The sequence below is a fragment of the Photobacterium sp. J15 genome (assembly GCF_963870815.1).
GTDB classification, from domain to species: domain Bacteria; phylum Pseudomonadota; class Gammaproteobacteria; order Enterobacterales; family Vibrionaceae; genus Photobacterium; species Photobacterium marinum.
In genome coordinates, this window is the sequence record NZ_CAWMUI010000001.1 from 2,162,358 (window position 1) to 2,182,375 (window position 20,018).

18 protein-coding genes are annotated in these 20,018 nt (G+C 43.7%); 2 read left to right on the forward strand and 16 right to left on the reverse strand.

Annotation, left to right across the window (positions count from 1 at the left end; genetic code table 11):
• Nucleotides 1-37: 37 nt before the first annotated feature.
• The 4 genes from AACQ93_RS09930 to AACQ93_RS09945 all read right to left on the reverse strand — a co-directional run bounded on the left by AACQ93_RS09930 (nt 38) and on the right by AACQ93_RS09945 (nt 6,077).
• The gene (locus tag AACQ93_RS09930) at nt 38-1,324 is read right to left on the reverse strand and encodes a DEAD/DEAH box helicase (protein ID WP_064604633.1); all 1,287 of its coding nucleotides are present in this window, start codon (nt 1,322-1,324) and stop codon (nt 38-40) included.
• A 149-nt stretch (nt 1,325-1,473) separates the two neighbouring features.
• Entirely contained in the window at nt 1,474-2,382 is a 909-nt protein-coding gene (gene nagK, locus AACQ93_RS09935) for an N-acetylglucosamine kinase (protein ID WP_007470347.1), read from the reverse strand.
• A 215-nt stretch (nt 2,383-2,597) separates the two neighbouring features.
• Complete coding sequence (locus AACQ93_RS09940) at nt 2,598-3,314, reverse strand: tRNA-uridine aminocarboxypropyltransferase (protein WP_064604635.1); 717 nt, start codon at nt 3,312-3,314, stop codon at nt 2,598-2,600.
• Between the two features lie 117 nt (nt 3,315-3,431).
• Nucleotides 3,432-6,077 (reverse strand): TIM-barrel domain-containing protein, encoded by a 2,646-nt coding sequence (locus AACQ93_RS09945; protein ID WP_064604637.1) that lies wholly within the window; start codon nt 6,075-6,077, stop codon nt 3,432-3,434.
• A 602-nt stretch (nt 6,078-6,679) separates the two neighbouring features.
• Here AACQ93_RS09945 and AACQ93_RS09950 point away from each other — a divergent pair.
• On the forward strand, nt 6,680-8,665 hold the full coding sequence (locus tag AACQ93_RS09950; protein ID WP_064604639.1) for a bifunctional metallophosphatase/5'-nucleotidase: 1,986 nt from the start codon (nt 6,680-6,682) through the stop codon (nt 8,663-8,665).
• Nucleotides 8,666-8,751: 86 nt separating this feature from the next.
• On the opposite strand, the gene AACQ93_RS09955 is transcribed toward AACQ93_RS09950, so the two are convergent.
• From AACQ93_RS09955 to AACQ93_RS09970, 4 genes are all read right to left on the reverse strand, one after another.
• On the reverse strand, nt 8,752-9,033 hold the full coding sequence (locus AACQ93_RS09955) for a hypothetical protein (RefSeq protein ID WP_064604641.1): 282 nt from the start codon (nt 9,031-9,033) through the stop codon (nt 8,752-8,754).
• Between the two features lie 102 nt (nt 9,034-9,135).
• Entirely contained in the window at nt 9,136-9,774 is a 639-nt protein-coding gene (locus AACQ93_RS09960) for a hypothetical protein (protein ID WP_157097551.1), read from the reverse strand.
• A gap of 183 nt (nt 9,775-9,957) precedes the next feature.
• Complete coding sequence (locus tag AACQ93_RS09965; protein WP_064606629.1) at nt 9,958-10,617, reverse strand: HEPN domain-containing protein; 660 nt, start codon at nt 10,615-10,617, stop codon at nt 9,958-9,960.
• 93 nt (nt 10,618-10,710) lie between these two features.
• On the reverse strand, nt 10,711-11,268 hold the full coding sequence (locus AACQ93_RS09970) for a glutathione peroxidase (protein ID WP_064604646.1): 558 nt from the start codon (nt 11,266-11,268) through the stop codon (nt 10,711-10,713).
• A 220-nt stretch (nt 11,269-11,488) separates the two neighbouring features.
• On the opposite strand from AACQ93_RS09970, the gene AACQ93_RS09975 reads away from it, so the two are divergent.
• On the forward strand, nt 11,489-11,854 hold the full coding sequence (locus tag AACQ93_RS09975) for a hypothetical protein (RefSeq protein ID WP_007470331.1): 366 nt from the start codon (nt 11,489-11,491) through the stop codon (nt 11,852-11,854).
• Nucleotides 11,855-12,037: 183 nt separating this feature from the next.
• Here AACQ93_RS09975 and AACQ93_RS09980 read toward each other — a convergent pair whose 3' ends face one another.
• The 8 genes from AACQ93_RS09980 to AACQ93_RS10015 all read right to left on the reverse strand — a co-directional run bounded on the left by AACQ93_RS09980 (nt 12,038) and on the right by AACQ93_RS10015 (nt 20,015).
• Nucleotides 12,038-13,174, reverse strand: a complete 1,137-nt coding sequence (locus tag AACQ93_RS09980) for a patatin-like phospholipase family protein (protein WP_198160119.1) — start codon at nt 13,172-13,174, stop codon at nt 12,038-12,040.
• Nucleotides 13,175-13,475: 301 nt separating this feature from the next.
• Nucleotides 13,476-15,056: a BCCT family transporter gene (locus tag AACQ93_RS09985; protein ID WP_007469780.1), complete on the reverse strand. Its 1,581-nt coding sequence runs from the start codon at nt 15,054-15,056 to the stop codon at nt 13,476-13,478.
• A 474-nt stretch (nt 15,057-15,530) separates the two neighbouring features.
• Nucleotides 15,531-16,658 (reverse strand): HNH endonuclease, encoded by a 1,128-nt coding sequence (locus tag AACQ93_RS09990; RefSeq protein WP_064604650.1) that lies wholly within the window; start codon nt 16,656-16,658, stop codon nt 15,531-15,533.
• A gap of 3 nt (nt 16,659-16,661) precedes the next feature.
• Nucleotides 16,662-17,279, reverse strand: coding sequence for a class I SAM-dependent methyltransferase (locus AACQ93_RS09995; protein WP_084419235.1), 618 nt, complete (start codon nt 17,277-17,279; stop codon nt 16,662-16,664).
• 135 nt (nt 17,280-17,414) lie between these two features.
• A complete protein-coding gene (locus AACQ93_RS10000; protein ID WP_157097552.1) occupies nt 17,415-17,924 on the reverse strand; it encodes a hypothetical protein in 510 nt (169 codons plus the stop codon).
• 483 nt (nt 17,925-18,407) lie between these two features.
• Complete coding sequence (locus AACQ93_RS10005) at nt 18,408-18,737, reverse strand: hypothetical protein (RefSeq protein WP_064604656.1); 330 nt, start codon at nt 18,735-18,737, stop codon at nt 18,408-18,410.
• A gap of 88 nt (nt 18,738-18,825) precedes the next feature.
• Complete coding sequence (locus AACQ93_RS10010; protein ID WP_232323305.1) at nt 18,826-19,323, reverse strand: hypothetical protein; 498 nt, start codon at nt 19,321-19,323, stop codon at nt 18,826-18,828.
• Nucleotides 19,324-19,415: 92 nt separating this feature from the next.
• Nucleotides 19,416-20,015 (reverse strand): beta-phosphoglucomutase family hydrolase, encoded by a 600-nt coding sequence (locus AACQ93_RS10015; RefSeq protein ID WP_064604658.1) that lies wholly within the window; start codon nt 20,013-20,015, stop codon nt 19,416-19,418.
• Nucleotides 20,016-20,018 lie beyond the last annotated feature (3 nt).

Consider the following 20,018-nt stretch of genomic DNA (forward strand, 5'->3'; position numbering starts at 1 on the left):
TTATATAAATGGGGGATTTCTGATTAACAGAAACTAGTTAACGGCGTACATTTCGACCGCGGTTCTTATGGATCTTATGCTTGGCTTTTGCTCTTCGCTTATCAGCCGAACGGCCTCGACGACGGTTTTCCGGAGGTTCAATTGTCGGGTCCGGTTCATAGCCTTCTAGCCACTGTTGCGGCAAACGGGTGTCTAGCAGCTCTTCGATCGCTTTCAACGCCCATTCTTCATCCAGGCTCATTAACGAAATTGCATTGCCAGCCTGACCCGCCCTTCCGGTGCGACCAATTCGGTGAACATAGTCTTCAGCCTTGAACGGCATATCAAAGTTAACGACATACTCCAGTTGTTCAATATCCAAACCGCGAGCAGCAACGTCAGTGGCAATTAAAGCGCGAACTTTGCCGTCTTTAAAATCATTCAGCGCACGCTGTCGCGCTCCCTGGCTTTTATCACCGTTGATTGATGCCGCTTTAATACCATCAAGACCAAGCTCTTTGGCCAGTGCGTCAGAACCTTGCTTGGTTTTTGTAAATACCAGCACTTGCTGCCAGTTTCGGGAACCAATCAAATAAGAAAGCAGCTCACGTTTACGGTGCTTATCAACCGGATAAACCATTTGCTCGACTGTCACTGCCGTGCTATTTGACGGTGTAACTTCAATTACTTTTGGATCATCGAGAATATCGTAAGCCAGTTTTTTCACTTGCTTGGAAAACGTAGCTGAGAAGAACAGCGTCTGCTTTGATGATTTCATGCGCTTCATAACTCGCTTGATATCATCGATAAAGCCCATATCCAGCATACGATCAGCTTCATCAAGAACGAAGTATTCGACTTTCGACAAATCAACCGTACCTACATAAGCATGATCCAACAGACGCCCCGGTGTTGCCACCAGAATGTCAGCCCCAGAACGGATGGCATTCACCTGCACTTTCATGCTGGTTCCACCGTAAGCCACAGCTGTTTTTACAGGCGTCCCCTTACTATATTCAGTAACGCTGTCATAAACCTGCTGAGCCAGCTCTCGGGTCGGCGTCAGAATCAGTGCGCGGATTTGAATATTCGCGCGATCGTCACGACTTTCTTCGCTCTGAGCTTCGACATTCACTTCCGGCTTTGGCTGTGCCAACAAACGCTGCAACACAGGCAGAGCAAAAGCTGCGGTTTTACCTGTACCGGTTTGCGCGCCTGCCATAATGTCATGACCGGCTAATACTTGAGGTATCGCCTGCTTCTGAACCGGGGTCGGTTCGGTGAAACCCAAGGCGTTAACGGTATCGACTAGCGGACTTTGAAGTCCCAAGGCTTGAAATGGCATGCTGCTTTCCGGTTCTGTAAAAATCAAGAGCGCGGATTCTAGCAAAAAATGAAGGGAAATATACAAAAGCACCGCCAATAAGGCAGTGCTTTTTATTCAGTAAGCAGCGGCGTTTACAAAAACGTTTATAAAACGCCGATGGATATTACTTACTTTATATTCAGGAATGCAGCACCACGAACGCCACCAGCATCACCGTATTTTGCTTTAACGATTTTCGGTACACGGGCAACAGAAAGCAGGTGTTTCGGCAAACGCTTAGGCAGCTCAGTGTAAAGCAATTCGAAGTTAGACAGGCCACCACCAAGCACAACAACATGCGGATCCAGTGCTGTGAACAGGTTAGCAAGGCAAATAGCCAGCAGCTCCATGAAACGATCAACGTGCTCAACGGCTTTCTCATCACCTTCGGCATGGCGTTTGATGATATCAATCGCTTTCACTTCCTCACCATAGTAGTGAGTATAAAGCTGCTCGAAGCCACGACCTGAAAGGTAGTTGTCGATACAGCCTTTGTTATCACAACCACAGCTAAACAGCGGTGCATTTTCACCAAGGTGGAACCAGGCATCAATCGGCATACGGGTATGTCCAAGCTCGCCTGCTACGTGGTTCATGCCGGAGAATACATGACCGTCAAATACCAGGCCGCCACCGAAACCAGTACCAAGGATAAGACCAAGAACAGACTTCTCGCCCTGTAACTCTTCATCCCATGCTTCAGAAAGCGCAAAACAGTTAGCATCGTTATCAATGCTGACTGAACGCCCCAGACGCTCTTCAAGATCTTTGCGAAGAGTACGACCTTTCGCAGCAGGAACATTAGAAGTCAGCAGCTTACCATCTTCTGCATCTTCCATTCCCGGAATACCGATACCCACCATACCTTCGCAGGCAAACTCTTCATCGGCTTTCTTGATAATGCTGACCAGTGTCTCGACCAGTTTGTCGTAGTCATCACCCGGAGTAGGCACACGTTCCGTCGCAACGCGTTCCAGTTTCTCATTAAATGCACCAAATTCAATCTTGGTGCCGCCCACATCAAAGCCGTAGTACATCCTGCACTCTCCGCAAATTTATAAAACAACAAAACTGAAAAAATTATCCACACATCTACACCCGCAGACTGTGACGTATCACAAATTTAGTGGGCCAGAAGGTGGTTACAGCTCGCGTTTGCTGAAAGAAACAGCAAGTCGTTGCATAAATTTTCAACTCACTGTTATAGAATTACTTTTCTCGCTGAAACTATTCCGCTCAAGCAGAGGTATTTCTATGCCGCCAAGTATGCCTTTAATTGCTTAATAGCCGACTCTTCCGGCAACATACGATTCATCTTTCCGGCAATGTAATTTTCCCTGAACACGTCGAACCATAGATCCAATACATCAGCATTTCGCTGCTCACCGTACAAATCAATAATACGTGCCGCCACTTCAGCTGTCCCCAACTGATTTTCTTTCGATGCTTCACGTACCTTATAGCGAGACGGCTTTTCCGGGTTTATCGATAAAACCGGGAACTGATTCAGGTACGGGCTTTTACGGAACATCTTCTTCGCTTCAGCCCAGCTACCGTCCAACATGATAAACAGCGGGCGCTTGCCCGTATTGATTTCAACTTTTTCGGCCACACGCTCAGGTTCTGCATATTCGGCCGGGAAAACAACGTAAGGCTGCCACTGAGGATCATTCAGAAGATCTAGCATTTCCTGATTTGGTTCTGTACGGGACCAGATATAAGCGAAAGTATCTTCAAACAGATCTGCAATCAGACGGCCGGTATTACTTGGTTTGAGAATCTCATCGTCATACATCACCAACAAAAAAGCCGCATCGGATTTAATAACTGGCTTTTCTGAACAAATACAAAGGTGCTCACGCAGCATACAGTAGCTACAACGTTCAACCTTACAGCCTCTTGCCCTGAACGGACGTGTCGAACGTGCCAAACGTTCTTCGTATAAATTATGTACCGCGTGAATACGCATAGCGCTTTTACCTAAAACAACAAAACGCCAGCATTTTACTGGCGCTTTTCTTTGTTTCAATCAAAACCGCGTAATTTATGGGGTTCTAAATTACTAGGATTTGTAGATTGGTACTTTCTACATCACTACAGACAACTGAATTGTCTTATTGACTGGTAATGCTGAGTGCTCAATCACTAACTCTTCTCCTTGCTGCTTCCAGCCTTGTACTTTCTTCCCGTTAAGCTCAACCGCTTTGACTTTTCCTTGCAGACCCACCCATTCAATATGAAGCGGACGAGCCTGAGGCGCATTTGCATAGTTCCCTTCAGCAACAATAGTTAGCTTGAATTCAGAACCTTTGCGCTGAGTGTTGAAGGTGGTTTTACGCACCCCACCATTCAAGTACGCATTGGTTGCACCATCATCTTCATATAGGGTGAATTCACCGTCACTACCGAAAATACGAGCGGCTAATGTCAGCGGCACTTCACTGCTTAGAGGCATTGTTTGCTCAGGGTTCATCGGAATGATCGCACCATCACGAGCAAACAGCGGTAACGTCAGAAGATTCTGATCATAAACAGGTAACTGCTTCAGCCATTCACCTTTACTGTCAACGGCTTTACCTGTGCGGTAGTCATACCATTTACCACGAGGCAGGTAGACATCCACAGCTTGCTGACCCATTTTCGCAATCGCCGCACCCATCAGATCTTTACCCATCATCTTCTGACCAGCGAGGTTATGCGCTTTGGCATCATCAGCAAAGTAATAATCCATCGGCGGATATACCGGCTCAGCAGCAATGTTGGCACGATGCGCCAGAGAGTACAGATATGGGATCAACTGGTAACGAAGTTTGATATTAGCTTTGTTGCTTGCCATATCACCGACACGATCCGGCGCTGTTTCCTTACAGTTACACAGATTCTCGGTATGCGGGCGAACCGGTACTTCGAACAAAGAGCTATAAGCAAACCACTGGGTGTAGGTTTCGTTCATTGCTGCTTCTCGTTTTTCCGGTACAGCGCTTAATGCACTGCGATGGAAACCGCCGATGTCCGAACTGTAGTAATCAATACCCGACAGCACCATGTTTGGCTGCATACTGAACTGGCTCGCCAAGCTTTCCAGGTTAGTACCGATATCAGCCGACCACATAGTCGCACCAAAACGCTGGATACCTGGTGCACCGGAGCGCGACATCATAAACGGACGGGTTGCAGTTTCATTGCGTTGATAACCGTCGTAGATACTTTCAAGCCATTTATAGTTGAAAATATTATGGACATCATTCTGCGTACGACCATCGGTATAAACACCTTTCGGGTTATACATTTCCGGCTCACCCAAATCGGTCCAATGACCAATCACGCCCATATCAATAAGCGGCTTGCGTTTCCAGTCATGCCACTCTTTACCGGCATCGACGCTGGTCCAGTCGATCATGCCGCCTTTACCCCACCAGTAACCATAGTTGTTCTGGTCTGAATCAATCGCTTTGCCGGTTGCAGGATCTTTCACGAGATACCCGTGTTCTGCCATTTTGCCGAACTCTTCAAGTCCGTCGCTGACATAAGACTCCTCAATAAGCATCATGCCGACGCCCTGCTCTTTCAGCGATTTTATCTTCTGTTCCGGAGCCGGGAAATTCTCACGATCCCAGGTCAGAGTGCCCATCTGACTGGTCGGACTGAAGGCGTCAACATTACCAAACCACTGCAAATCCATTACCACGCCATCAAGCGGGAAATGGTTTTTCTTCAACGTATCCAGCTTGTCATCCAGCTCCTGCCAGTTGTCAAAACCGTACTCTGACAGCCACATACCAAACATCTTACGCGGCGGAACAAGCGGAGTACCGATCATAGACATGTACTTCTGGCGCAGTTCAGGAAGATCGTTACCAGCCATAAACAGGAAGCTCGGCGAACCTTCAAGCTGAGAAATTTTCCATGGCGTGCCAGTGAAATCCCAGGTTGCGGAATATACGGTATCTAAGTAAATCGCATAATTGCGTTGCTGCTGACTCATGGCATACAGAATTGGGAACTGAGTATTACCGGTACCACCGCCCTGATAGCCTTCCATCTTATTACCGCCCTGGCGCTTGAAACCAAGCCAGTTGGTATTTAGCTTGCCCGGATCGTGGAATTCCTGCCCCAGACCATTCAACTGATAATCACCCTCAGACTTCACAGTGAAACTGTTCATCTTGTCTGGACAGATTTCACTGAGCTGGCCTTTTGACTCGGAAACCATAGCTACACACAGGTTTTGCGGGTTAACCGTTACTTGCAAGTCTGCTGTTGAAAAGCCATTGTTCTTTCTTTGCAGTGCTGACGGGCCGTTGAACTTGGTGATATCAATAAGCTCAGTTGTAGGTAATGCTTCACCTTTAGGCTGATCTTTAAAAGCCATATGAATGACATCATCAGCTAACACATCAATAGCCAGGCTTCGCTGCGGTTGGACTGCTTTTTCAAGGAATAGAACCTTGTGCTGTGCAACCACGTCCTTGCCCAATTGCTCCTCCAACGAATCAATATATGCCTGCTCACTGTAGTAAGTTTTTTTCAGCAGCGGTTTTAGCTGCTTACGCAAATTAACTTCAGGTACGGCTTTGCGCATCCGAAACACCTGAGCAGGCTCAAGGCGATAGCTCGGTTCATTCTGATAACGAAAGTGACCGATATCGGCATAAGCTGAGCAGCTTGCTGCCAATAAGCCAGGCACGGCGATCCCCAACATCAAGTGTCGTAATGGCGTTTTTTCCGTCATGGTTATTCCCTTCAAATGGTACTAGTTGACGTCAGCTGTAAACTGTTCGAAACAACGTACGTAACCCAAAGTAACGTAGTTGAATAACAAGAAGAATGGCTGACAGTACGAACTAGCCTGTCTCGATATAATTAACGGGAATATACGTCGGGGGAAATTAACTTAAAAGCGATTATTATCAATAGTTTATTTGTACAACACTCGTCACTAAATGTGCAAATAAAAGCAAATCAAAGTCACAGATTGTGACAAGGGTTCTGGTTTAGAATGGTTGGAATTGTTATGGCCTGAATACACTTCTCTCCTTGCTTTAACACTCAAAGATCAATCGTATAATTTTCACTCGGACAACCGTTTGATTTGTCAGCAAACAAACTTATTGAGCAAAATATTAACAAAACCAACCTCTACCCTGAAAAACCTTAATTTTCAATATGCTATAAGCCTTAACAAGTAAACGTTTACGCCAAACGATAAAATCAAATACTTAGTTATCAATAAATATGTTTGCTCATGCATATGTTTCTGGCTATAGTGCGCTCGCCCCGCTATTGCGGGGCATTTATTTATCTACCCCCAGAAAATGATATACAGGTAATTGAATGAACCTTTCAAAGCCTCTCATCGCACTTTCTGTCACAGCCGCACTGGCTGGCTGCGCACAGACTCCTTCACAACCGGAACACGCATTTACTCTGACTGTCGCTCATATTAACGACACGCATTCCAATTTTGATCCGGTTAAATCCAGCTTCAAGGCTAATGACACTCTGGTTTACAACGAGTTTGGCGGCTACCCTCGCCTGAAAACGATGGCCAATGAGTACAAAGAAGCCGCTAAAGAGAAAAATAACAGCTTCCTGTTCCTTCACGGTGGCGACGCTTGGCAAGGCAGTGCCTACTTCAAACTGAATGAAGGTGCTATGAATGCTGACCTGCTGAGTCAGATGGGTCTGGATGCAATGGCTCTGGGTAACCACGAATTCGACCTGAACAATGCTAAACTGAACCAGTTTATGAACGACATCAACTTCCCGGTTGTTGCCGCGAACGTTGATACCAGCAAAGACCCGGACCTTAAAGATCAAACCAACCTGAAGCCTTACGTCGTGTTTGCGTTTGACGGTAACCAGAAAACGCCGGTAGCTGATCTGGAAAATCTGCCCAAAGATAAAGATTTGGTAGCCGTATTCGGTATCGCTCTGGATGACATGCCTAACCTGGCACCAAACACAGGTAAGGTTCAATTCCACAATATGGTTGAATCAGCTCAGGCAACCGTTGATATGCTGGAAGCCAAAGGTATTCACAACATCATCGCTCTGACTCACATCGGTAACTCTGTTGATCTGGATATCGCATCAAAAGTTAACGGTATCGACCTAATCGTCGGCGGCCACTCCCACACCCTACTGGGCGATTTCACCAACCTTGGTCACGCCAATAACGGTATTTACGCACAGATGGTCAATAACCCTGACGGTGAAAGCCAGACCTGTGTTGTTCAAGCCGGCCAGTATGCTCAGGCTATCGGCCAGCTGAAAGTCAGCTTTGATGAAAATGGTGACGTAGCAGCCTGTAACGGTTTGAATACTATGCTGAGCAACGATGAGTACTACCACTCACCAATGCGCGAAGCAGGCAGCAAATTCGATAAAGATGAAACAACCAAAGTTGTGAACTTTATTGATGAAGAAGAAAACATCACCATCACTGACGAAGATGTAGCAATGCGCTCTCACATCGACAGCAAATACAAGCCAGCCGTTGATAAAGCATATGGTAGCGTGATTTCCCAGGTCGCTGATGAAATCAACCACGAGCGTCGTCCTGGCGACCGCGGTACAGACAAGCATGGTTCAGACGTTGCACCTCTAGTTGCCGAAGGCCAGTACTACTGGGCAAACAGCACAGAAGTACAAAAAGTTACAGGTATGAAAGTGGACTTCGCCCTGATCGGTGCCGGTGGTATCCGTACCAACATGGAAGCAGGCGAATACCGTGAAGGTAACGTATCACTTGAACTGCTGCCTTTCTCAAACTTTATGTCAGTCCTGCCGGTGAAAGGTGCCGACATAAAAGCGCTGATTGCAGGGGCAGTAACCGCAACGCTTCCGGAAGGCGCCCACGCAGGTAAATTCCCTTACGGCGGTCACATCCGTTACCAGTACACTGAAACAACCACTCACCAGAAAGGTAAGCTGGATTACGTAGAAGTAATGACGGGTACAAAAGCGGATCCAAGCTGGACACCAATCGTTGACAGCAAGATCTATAACGTTGCTATCAACAACTACAACGCAACCGGTAACGATGGCTGGACACCGCTGTTTAAAGCTCAGCAGAAAGATTCAGGTCGCGTGGACCTTGCTTATGTTGATGGCAAACTAACCGGCTTTAAAGTGAAGAACATTGAAGAAGTAAGCGGAAAATATAAAGTTCACTACGAAATGAGCGGCCCAAACTGTAAAGCAGCTAACACACGTTGTAATACAGATGCTCAAGCGGTTATCGATTATGTCGCTGACGAGCAGCCAGCACTGGCACCGCTTAGCTATGAAGTTGTGACGTTCAACCGCGCGCAATAACACCACCATGCAAAAAGCCGCATAACAAGCAAGCTAAGGGCTTTCTGACTCAGAAGGCCCTTTTTTATAACGCTTCTGTATTCGTGTTATTGATAACCATGTTCCCGTTTCCAATCATCACTCATTTTTTCAAGGATACAGGCAGGCAGCGGCCGATGTGCACTTGGCGGCTTAGTTGCAATCATCCGGTAACCGGATGCTTTCAGGCGTAAATCAAATGACCGATCAATCGGCATTCCGGCCCGGCATAAATCCCAGCGAAAGACCCTGAGAGCAAGGTATTCATGTTCCTCAATTTCGCCACCCAAAGGATACTTGAGTACCTTCGCATAGGCCTTTTTCGCCAGCTCGAAGTTTACTTGTATCATAAGCACCTCCAAACCCACTGTACATATTAACAGTAGACCTTTATTTAAGTACTTACAATACAAGTGAATAAAAACACCGTATTGATCAAATAAATTCAGTCATTACGACTTGGGAGTTTTAAAAACTCGCTGATTTTCTTGCAGGATCGGGGCATAAACACGGGAGATATCATCATCAACCACTGTTATTTGTTGTTTCAGACGTGACAGCCTTCCGTCAACATATGCACTAATGACAACTTCACCATTATTTTGTTTGGTGGTCAGAAAGAAGTTTGAGTACTCATATTCAGAAAACAGGTTCTCACCATCCAGTTCATAACCCAGTCCCTTACAATTGATTTGAATTGCCTGGGTTGTCGTTAGCAATACATTTCGAACTGAGCAGTGATTATCCATCAAAGATGAATCAACAATATCTCGACCCAACACATAGAAATTAGCTTGATCTCTGGAACCATGAATTTGCTTAATATGGCGTAACTTAGTCAGAGTTCTATTTACTTCATCTATTTGCTTATCTGATAAGAAAGCCAGCTTATTGCTTTTAATTGCCTGGAGACGACCTTCAAAAGATAAAACCTGATCAAGCTGATCACAAAATGACTCGCCAATACTTTCATAGTCATACATTTTACCGACTAAAGGATTTGCACTGACAAATGGCGCAGTTATTAAAGAAAGCAAGATGATAAACAATACAGTAGATTTTCTGTTAATCATCTGAATAAGCCTTTCCATGCCTTTCATCCCCATTATCTGAAGTATCCCTAAAGCAGAAACACTTAAGCAATTCCATCTGTTATAGGTATCGACCTGGTATGCAACAACTTTAATATATCTTGATTCCGCATAGTCTGATCTGAATAGAAAAAAGGCTGCCAGATGGCAGCCAAAACGTTGGAAATTACGAGAATATAATCACTAACTTGCTTTAAGGTTGGGATAGACTGAATCACCCCACCCTAAATCTTTACCATCCATCATCAAATCAATAATCAACGGCACCAAGTCCGCCAACATGCGGGTACAATCCCGAACCTGCTCACGGTTGATATCGCTTTGCCACGTTGCGCCACCATGGACTAATTGGTTTCGAAGGGTATAACAACGACATAGGATTATTGAAAGGAGGGATACGGTATCTTTATTGGCGAGAGCCCGGTTTGCCTTATCACTTACTTTATTTTGTTTCTCCTGCCAGGCGCGTTTAGTAATGTTGCCCCGCTGATAGTCCCAGAACGGTTCAAAGATGTAAGGGTTATCAAGCAGTACCCGAATCGTATTCGAGTATGACTGCCAAACCAAATTATAGAGCCTGCTTTTAGTATCTATCTTTTCCAAACGAGCTAGAAAATGCCGGAACAATTCCCGCTCACTCGGACGGTTAACAAGATCAAGATCGTTTGCATAAGCAGCATTAAATGCTATCCACAAAAAAATGTACTGGGAATCCAAGTCTTCGCACAACTCAGATTTCTCAAGCCAACTCAGAGCTCGATGTACCCGCATTGATAATGATTTGGGGTAGCCTGAACGCTCTTTGCGGTGACGAGTTTTCAAGCCGGCATGTTTAAGGGACATAGGCATACTCTCACAAACATTAAGCAACAAGTTTACTACCTGGTAAGAGCAGTGAGTTGTACCTGTGTCACATAAATTTTAAGTGATTAATGATTAAAGCAAATTGTCAATCATTTCAGTGATTGCGTCATCCGTCGGCAAAGTACTACTCGCAAACACACTTACTACTTCACCGTCTCTATCGACTAAGTACTTATAAAAATTCCACTTCGGCGTAATACCACTCTTTTCTGCCAATACTTTAAACACAGGGTTAGCACTCTCCCCTCGAATCTGAGTACGCCCCATCATAGGAAATGTGACACCGTAGTCTAAATAACAAACCTTCGCAGTGTCGGCTTCACTTCCTCTGTCTTGCCGAAAGTCATTTGACGGAAATCCAATGACAGTAAATCCACGACCTTTGTATTGTTGATAAATATTCTCAAGTTGCTCAAACTGAGAAGTAAATCCACATTGACTGGCTGTATTAACAATCAATAACACCTTCCCATTGAACTGCTGGCACATCGACAGTGCTTCCGACGAATTTAACTTGTTGAAAGTATGATTCAAAACATCAGCACACTCAGCTGGTTGTTCATCATTAGCATGAACAACCGTTGAAGCTGACATCATCAGTATGGCAATGGCGAATGTTTTCCCGATCATTTTCTTCTCCGTGGATATGTTGCACTACCTTCTCTTTTCTCATTTAAATCATAATGAGGCAGATAAGTTCAGTTTGCGAATCACTTTAATTCGATACGCCATACACTCTTAAAATGATCACTTTTCATCCAGGTAAAGAAATCCCCTCGATAAACCCTTTCATCATTATTCACGCTATTTTACTATTCACGCTTAACCCGAACCTAAGGACTCTGTGTTAATGCAACAAGTGAACATCATTGCCAACCCGCATCTTGCAACTATTTTCAAAAGCTGGGCTGCTGACTGGGAAAAAGAAAGTCAATCTGGTCAGAAAGACATGGCCAACAAGTTCCACACTGTATATACCATTGCCTCAAAGCTGTTCATCGAAGGTGGAGAAGTTGAGCTGCAGTTTCTGAATGCGCTGCTTGCTGATTGTAAGCAGAAATGTGAAATGGCTATCGCAATGAACGAAAAAGTAACAGCCAGCCTGAATGCTGATGATGCGCGTGCCAAAGCAATTATCGAAAAGATCAACACAACGGCTCAGGATGCAGCTTTCGTGGTTCGATATCTGGAAGAAATGCTGAAGCCAGCTAAATAACCTGCTTCACTCTCCCCGTGGCGTCTGTGAGACCTATTCCCAAGGAGCTCTTGTCCAAACAACTCCGGTCAGACGCCATTGGCATCAACTCTTGCTATTCTCTTCAAATATCAACTGATTGCCCTCTAATTTATAACAAGCAGTAAAATAACATTCAGAACACTTTAGCCTGTTATTCACCACTTAAAGAGCATACTTCATGATCGGCCACTGGCCGCGAACTAACAATTTTTCAGCCGGTAGTTCTCTTACCCATTTTCTTATAGCCGTATCAGACAGCGCGTATCCCCAATTAATTAAACGTCCCTGCTCTTCATCACTAAAAGCATTAAGTCGAGTCCGGAAATTTTTAAGATTTGCAGTTAAATCTGAATCTGTTGTCATTGAATCAGTAAAATCATAGTTATTAATCTTAGTGCTAATACCAAAATAAGTCCCACCATATACTTGATGCTGTCCCTGACCATCCAGTTTTTTGTAATCACTTATTAGCTTGCGCTTTCTGAGAGCTCGCTGTTGATCTGTCATCAAATCCGTCATTCGTAATAATTGACTTACATGATTAGTTTTTATGTTCGTCTGCACTTTAAACGGTGCACCCGCATCACAGGCAATCACATGAGTAAAATCGCCGTTACCTTTAGTGAGAGCTTCCAGTCCAAGGTTGTCATAAAGACCACCGTCAGTAAGTTGCAACTTCGTTCTTAATGATTGATTTTCGAAGTAATCTGCGTATTGCGTCTTCTCCCATAAATTGGGATTCGTTTTAAGTGTAACTGGCGATAGAACTGGTGGAAAGGCACTGGATATTCCCACAACTTTGGCTATAGGCAAATCAGGAACTGGATATTTTCCTATCTTGTAATCTGTAATCCCTGATTTTTGTATACGAATACTTGAACCAGTTTGGTAATTAGTCCCATAAAAAATAAACTCCGGAGCATGATTCGGGATGTCCTGAATATTGGCTTCCTTAAAAAGATGCTTATCATAAGCCTTAGCAACTTTATCACCGACGGTATCCTTAAGAGAGAATAGACCAGATAATACGGATTCGACATCAATTGTTCGAGAGCAAAATCGCTGAATAGGTAAAGCTACAACTTCATCAAAATTAGTTGCCACATCATCACTATTAAAATGCAATTGGTCCCATTTTATCGCTAGATAGGCAGTCGTAATACTTCCTCCCGATACACTTGTGACTGTTTTCAATTTAGGTAGGAGCCCAAACTGATTTAAACGCCAAATAGCACCTAATGAGTAAAGTGTTGCTCTATACCCACCTCCAGACACTGCAAGGCCGATCTTGTTCTCCATAATATTCATCCTTGAAATCTATTTTATAAACTCAACGAACGTTGCCAACCTAAATTAGTTTCAGATCAACAACCTTTACCATTACCCTAGTACAACTTTAGTTAGGCAATAGATAATAAACTTAGATGTCCATCTCATTATCACCTCGACAAATACTGACCAAATTGAAGCTAATATTAGAAGCTTGTAACAAGTAAAAAGCCCCGCTATATCAAGCGGGGCTTTTTTGCTCAAAACTATCAGCGTGTTGTATTAAGTCAGCTTAACCCATCCACGCGATGACAATGTTATCGACTCTCAACTATCGATATAGAAAACGTTCTGTGCTTAATCCTTTGATCAGGCTGACGCACATCAACAACAAAACAAAAGTAAATGGCAGAGCCGTCGCTACAACACCGGATTGCAATGCCTGAAGTGCTTCTTTACCACCAACCCAAAGTAAAGTAGCTGCGATTGCCCCTTCGACTGTTGCCCAGAAGATCCGCTGCGGAACCGGAGCTTCGACCTTACCACCAGCAGTGATACTGTCGATAACCAATGAGCCAGAATCTGACGAAGTGATAAAGAAGATCAATATCAAAACAATTGAAATAATTGAAATGGCAGAACCGAATGGCAGAGCATCATAAACATGAAACAAGGTAAGTGAGATATCAGTTAAGCCTTGAGTGCCCAATTCTCCTACTTTGTTTATCACCTGATCGATCGCAATTCCTCCGAATACAGACATCCAGACAATGGTCATCAGCGTTGGAATAAACACAACGGCAAACAAAAATTCGCGTACGGTACGACCTTTAGATACACGGGCAATAAACATACCTACAAATGGTGACCATGAAATCCACCATGCCCAATAGAATACCGTCCAACCATGCATCCATGTTGTATCTTCACGACCATGAGGGTTGCTTAGACCAATAATATTTTCCGCATAAGCCATGAATGTTTCAGGCAGTGAAAGCTTTGCAACATCAAAGCTGACATAAGTTACGAATAGAAGTAAGGCGAAAGCAAACAGCATGTTGACGTTGCTCAGTAACTTCACACCACCATCAATACCGCGTACCACAGAAAAAATGGCAATCAAAGTAACAAATGCAATAACCACGAGCTGCATACCAATACCACCATCGGTACCAAACACATGATTTATACCACTTGTAGCCTGCTGCGCCCCCAAACCAAGGGATGTGGCCAAACCAAACAAGGTGGCCAATACAGCCATAATATCAATTACATGACCAAGCCAACCCCAGGCACGATCACCAAAAACCGGGTAGAAAACGGAACGAATCGAGAGCGGCAGTCCCTTGTTAAAAGCAAAAAAAGCCAATGCAAGCGCCACAATCGCATAGATAGACCAACCATGAACTCCCCAGTGGAATATCGTCGCACCCATTGCGAGTGATTTAGCTTCTGGCGTGTTCGGCTCTACGTTAAACGGCGTTCCCCACCAGTCAGTAAAATAAGCCGTTGGCTCTGCTACTCCCCAGAATAGTAGACCTATCCCCATGCCGGCAGCAAACAACATTGCCATCCATGAAACTGTTGAGTGCTCTGGTTTAGCTTCTTTTCCGCCAATGCGGATTTTACCAAAAGGTGACAACATCAAGGCCAGAGTGAAAAAAAGGAAAAAGTTAGTTGCCCACATGAAGAAAACATCAAAATCTTCAATGATACCGTTCTTTAAGCTATTTAGTGCCGCTTTGGCGGTGCCAGGTTCAACAATCAGCAATGCCGAAATGAAGAGAAAAATAAGCCCTGCGCTAATGCCAAATACGGGGTTATGAATGTCAAACCCCCACTTTTGAATGTTGTCCTGACCAACCTGATAGTCGGTTGTTTCGATACTGTATTTTTTTAAAATGCTATCCATAAATAATACTCAAATGCCCATTCCTTATCGCTTTTTTATGAAAAAACTAAAAGCGGATTAACCTACAAACACGGATATAATTAGAGTTCTAAATAATAAATCACGAAAAATGTTAACAGGAACTGCATTTTCATTCAAATTTAATCGCAAACACAGCATTTCAGTACTCCACCAACTGTGACATTACAACCCTAATGTTATGCACTCTAAACGTTTTCCCGTTACTGGAATTCCTAGAGTAAAAGTGGCTTATATACCAGCAAAAAACATGCAAAATATAAGTTGCTCTGATTGCAAAAATGGCCGTGTGATATGAGCACAATTGATTAGCGTAAACTAAAAATGAGATTCGATAAGAACAGTGCTAAATGTTTTATTTGAGGAGAAAGCCGCTGGATGCGGAAAGCGGCTTGGTATTAGAATTAAATCAAGACGTTATATTAAAAATCATAGAGTTCATCGGGGGAGCCATATTCAAAATCCCTTGAATAACTCTGCCCGATGATGAGCCAGGTATTTTTTATGTTCTTGTCGAACATGAAAAGCCATCCCCTCTTGTAAACCGAGCACTTCAGGTGCTTCAAGTTGACCAGAGATCATGACTTTTCCAGCATCATTAAATGAAATAAAACCGAGATCAAACGCTTTATCGAGATTTGCCAACAGAAGCAATCCATTGAATTTATCTAACCGCTCATGGTTCTCGGCATCTCGCCAGGGCTTAATGTGTGAGGCCACCAGCAATTGGGTATTCTTATAACCGGTTACAGCGCAACCTCGCCACATATCAACCAACTGTTTTCTGAATGTTCCCTGCCCCATTCGGGTGCTGACCAGGATCGATTTTTCAGTCTCATTCAACTGAGTATCTTGCAATATTTGCTGTACGTCAGCCCGAAGATCGATCTGGGACAAATCAGCAAGAAAACGCTGATAAGCATTCAAAGCGGCACTGTACATACCTTTTCCACGAGAGTCGCGAATTTTAAACTCATCGACTTGTTTTATTTTTTCAACTAACCGGTGAAACTGACTAAATGACTTAACTTCAACTAAAGGCTGATCAACGAGCTGATTTTCATACATCCAATTTGAAATTGAACCACGTATAGCCTGCAAATAATTCTTGGCTGTTTTCTCTGATTTGCCGAGATCTAACAACCACTGCTGGAACAAGCTTGCTAAATCAGACAAATTATTGGTCAACGCCTCTTTAAGTACATTAACCGTGATTGAGCTATTGATATAATCAAACAGCTCATCATCCCAAAAAGCATGAGAGACGTTCTTTGCTGAATAGCGTTTGACGGTGTCCGGGTCTACACCATCATGATAAACAAGGTGCCAGAACCCTTCACTTTTTAAGTGATAAAACGGATTTTCGGGTGTATTTCGATCATTACCCAGACTCATTTGCCCGAAAAAGTGACTGAAGCGTTCCTTTAATGTTGAATCAAACAATATCTTGTTTTGATGAATACGTCCGGCCTGAATCAAATCCATAACTGCCAGCAACATACAAACCTTATGAGGGCTTTTACGCCCGTTCTGACTGTTGGTATTCAAGTTTTGGAATTTGTCTACATACCACTCAAGAGACATACATCATTCCTGTTTGCCTATTACTACAGTCTGCCATTGAACATCATTCCGCCCCATTGAATCTGAGGTCAATTCAGTTTTCAGGCAGACATTCAATCCATAACCTTTAGCTAACTCATTCAGCTCATCAGCAGAAACACCATGATGAACCCTGCCGTCGCTAAAGCTGCCATGCCGCAGTGTAATCACCAGCTTTCCATCATCAGCCAGCAAACCCGTCAGTCTGCGAAATGCCAGCCCACGTTGTGAAGATGGCAAATGCATCCACACAGCTGAAACAAGGATCAAGTCATAACCAGCATCATCTCGACTTACCGTTTCTAAATCAGGAAGCGTGTCATCAAGCCAACAGACATTAAGTGAACGGGTTAACTCAATACCTATTTTTCTGAATGATTCAGCCGGCTCGACAGCCACAACGGTACAACCACTCTGAGCGAACCATTTGGAATCGCGTCCGCAACCGGCACCTATATCCAACACCCGATAAGACGGCTTTTCCTCACATAGTTTCGGCCAGTAAATTTGCCAACCTGCATGAACATCTTCAAAGGAGACATTGAGATAATCTTCAGCAAGACGCTGAGCATTTTTTTGATAGAAAGGAATATTTGGATTCACAGCAGACACACTCAAGCTATGCAACTACTGATAGTCTACGCTTGATAATATCTACTTTCATCAATTAGATAGTGAAATGTGAGCGTCTTATTGGTAACGGGTCACCAATCGGTAAGTCTTCCCTAAAGTATGTCCCTAGGCCACAACTTCCAGCTGCTCGTTGCAGCAATCACAAATCAATTCAACATCAATATAGCCGTGTGGTCGATATTTTTGACAGAGGGAACACTGTCCAAAAAGTTCTTCATCACAAAGAACTTCAATTAACATCAGGATTGCTTCTTCTGCCTGCTCTTCCGGATAGCGGCCAACAGTCACCCAGCGGTGGGAAAAATTTTCAGCATCATCTCTATTTACCTTGCAAACCTTTAAAGTAATAGGTTTGAAACCAGTATCGCGGTGGCGAGTTAAATCCACAGTTTGGACACCGAAGAAATTGATCGGCATAAACGATCCCATTGAGACAAATGGAAAAGAGCACCGGAGCTTATCTAAAGACAAGTAAGTTCGACGAGGCAAACCGAATTCGACCGCTTTCGCTTCAATATAAACAAGCACACCTTGGATCAAGTTATCATCCAGGTTAACCAACCCTTGGCTTAGCATCTCATACGCTTTTTTTAATTGTTGTTCTTGTAGCGCCACTCGATTAATACCCTAAATTACTTACAGCTAATTCATGCTGCATGTCTATGCTTGAAGGTAAAGCATTTTGAACGCTGGATTTTTCCATATCCTCAGCATAATTTCACCCTTATTAAACGCATTTATTGAAAATTATCACATGGTCATACCTTTCAAGAACGCCTTGATGCATATTGATCCTATGCAACGTTGGTGAATTCATAATCAATCAGGAAAAATTAAGCTGGATTACAACATATGAAGGAAGTCTGATTGAGGCACATGCGGTTGTGATGGGTTATCCGTTACATAAATGAGAAATGGATGGTAACAAAGATAAAGTTCTTCTTAAGTGGGTCGGCTAACAACTAATACTGGTGAATGCTCAGAGCTTGTATCTGGAAGGCGGTGTAAATTAGTACGAGTATTCACTGAAGCATGGTGAATACTCGCTTTCAGAATCAGGAGAATTTGTACCTCCCAATTCTGAAACGATACTTTAATTTACTTCGGAATATTGAAGTTTTTATCATCCATACAGGTGAATGTGTAGTAGCTGCTTCGCTCATTGAAGGTGCGGAAACCCTTGCCATGGCAATATGCGCCATTTAGTTCATGCATGTAAGCTAGAGTTTCTTCATTCTTGACCAAGAAGTAACTTTCATTATCGCATACAACGCGAATTTTACCGTCATCCCCTTGAGAGAAAGCTTTCACCTTGGCACCACAAAGAGTAAAGCTGACATCAACGTATTCATCTGCTCGCTGATCAACCGATTTGGAACAGGCACCGAGAAGGATCGACAAAATAATTACACTAAAAATCCGTTTCAAAACACACCTCATGTAAAAAAACCGTTTACTAGCAGTGTAGTAGCAGCTGATCATTCTAAGCAGAAATGTGCATATAAAAACAGCAATTTTATCCTTGGATGTGTTTTTTCTTGCCCCGCTTCTCATCTATACGACGACGATGCCATATTGAGTAGTGTCGAAGACCCGCCGGCCCATGAGCAATAATCACTGACATCAGTAATACAATTATGAACAAAGCAGGCTTATGCTGCGGAATAAGCACAAAAGAGCCAATCAACGCCAGCTTCACAAAGGTCAGTATCCCCTTCAACTGAATCAACCATAATTTCGACTGAATGATTTCAAGGCTCATCATGATCACACCGGTTGTCATCGCCAGCACCCACCAATGAAGCCAGAGCTCCCGCTCAACCCCATACAAAATGCCACCAGCAGAACCTGCAATACCTAAGATATGTAATGCTCTGATGGCAGTTTTGCTAAGACGTTGGATCCAAAAACGGGTTTCTGAAATAGAGAACTGTTCTGTTGAACCAGAAGATGATGAGGGCTTACGCGAGTGGGTTGAATCTGAGGTTGCGTGTTCTGAAGTTGCTTTTTTCATTGTGTCTACAGGGTATTCTTTCATTAAGCTGAAGAATACCCTTTCTTGAAACACGTGTAATCTAATTTAAAGATTAAAGACCAGTCTGTTTATTACCGGGCCGCTTTCGTCAACGACGTGATGGCACCATCAACAACCATGATACAGTCCATACCGGCAGCCAAAGCAGCCTGTTTACCAAGTTCAGTATCTTCAAACACCACACACTCTTCCGGTTGCAGGCCAATTCGTCTGGCTGCTTCAATAAACGTATCCGGAAAAGGTTTATGACGTTCAACATTATCGGCCGTTACCAATGCATCCAGCATAGGTAAAATACCGGTCGACTCAAGCAACGGAACCGCATTCAGGCTCGCACTACCCGTTCCTACTGCGACCTTTTTGCTCTCTCTGTGCTCCTGCAACAAATCGTAAGTACTTCTGATCACATCACCTTTAAACTCGATTTGATCGAAGAAGTGATACTTGGTATTAGCCAGTCGTTGAGTATCAAAATTCTGGCGATATCGATGATTGATCTGCTGTGCCGTTTTTATCGAAGGCATCCCACCGAGGCTGTAGATCCATTCTTCATCAAACGGAATTTCATACATTTCACAAGTCTGTCTCCAGGCTTGTATATGGGCTGGCATTGAGTCAATCAATGTACCATCCATATCAAAAATTAATCCTTTATATGCTGATAAATCCATAAT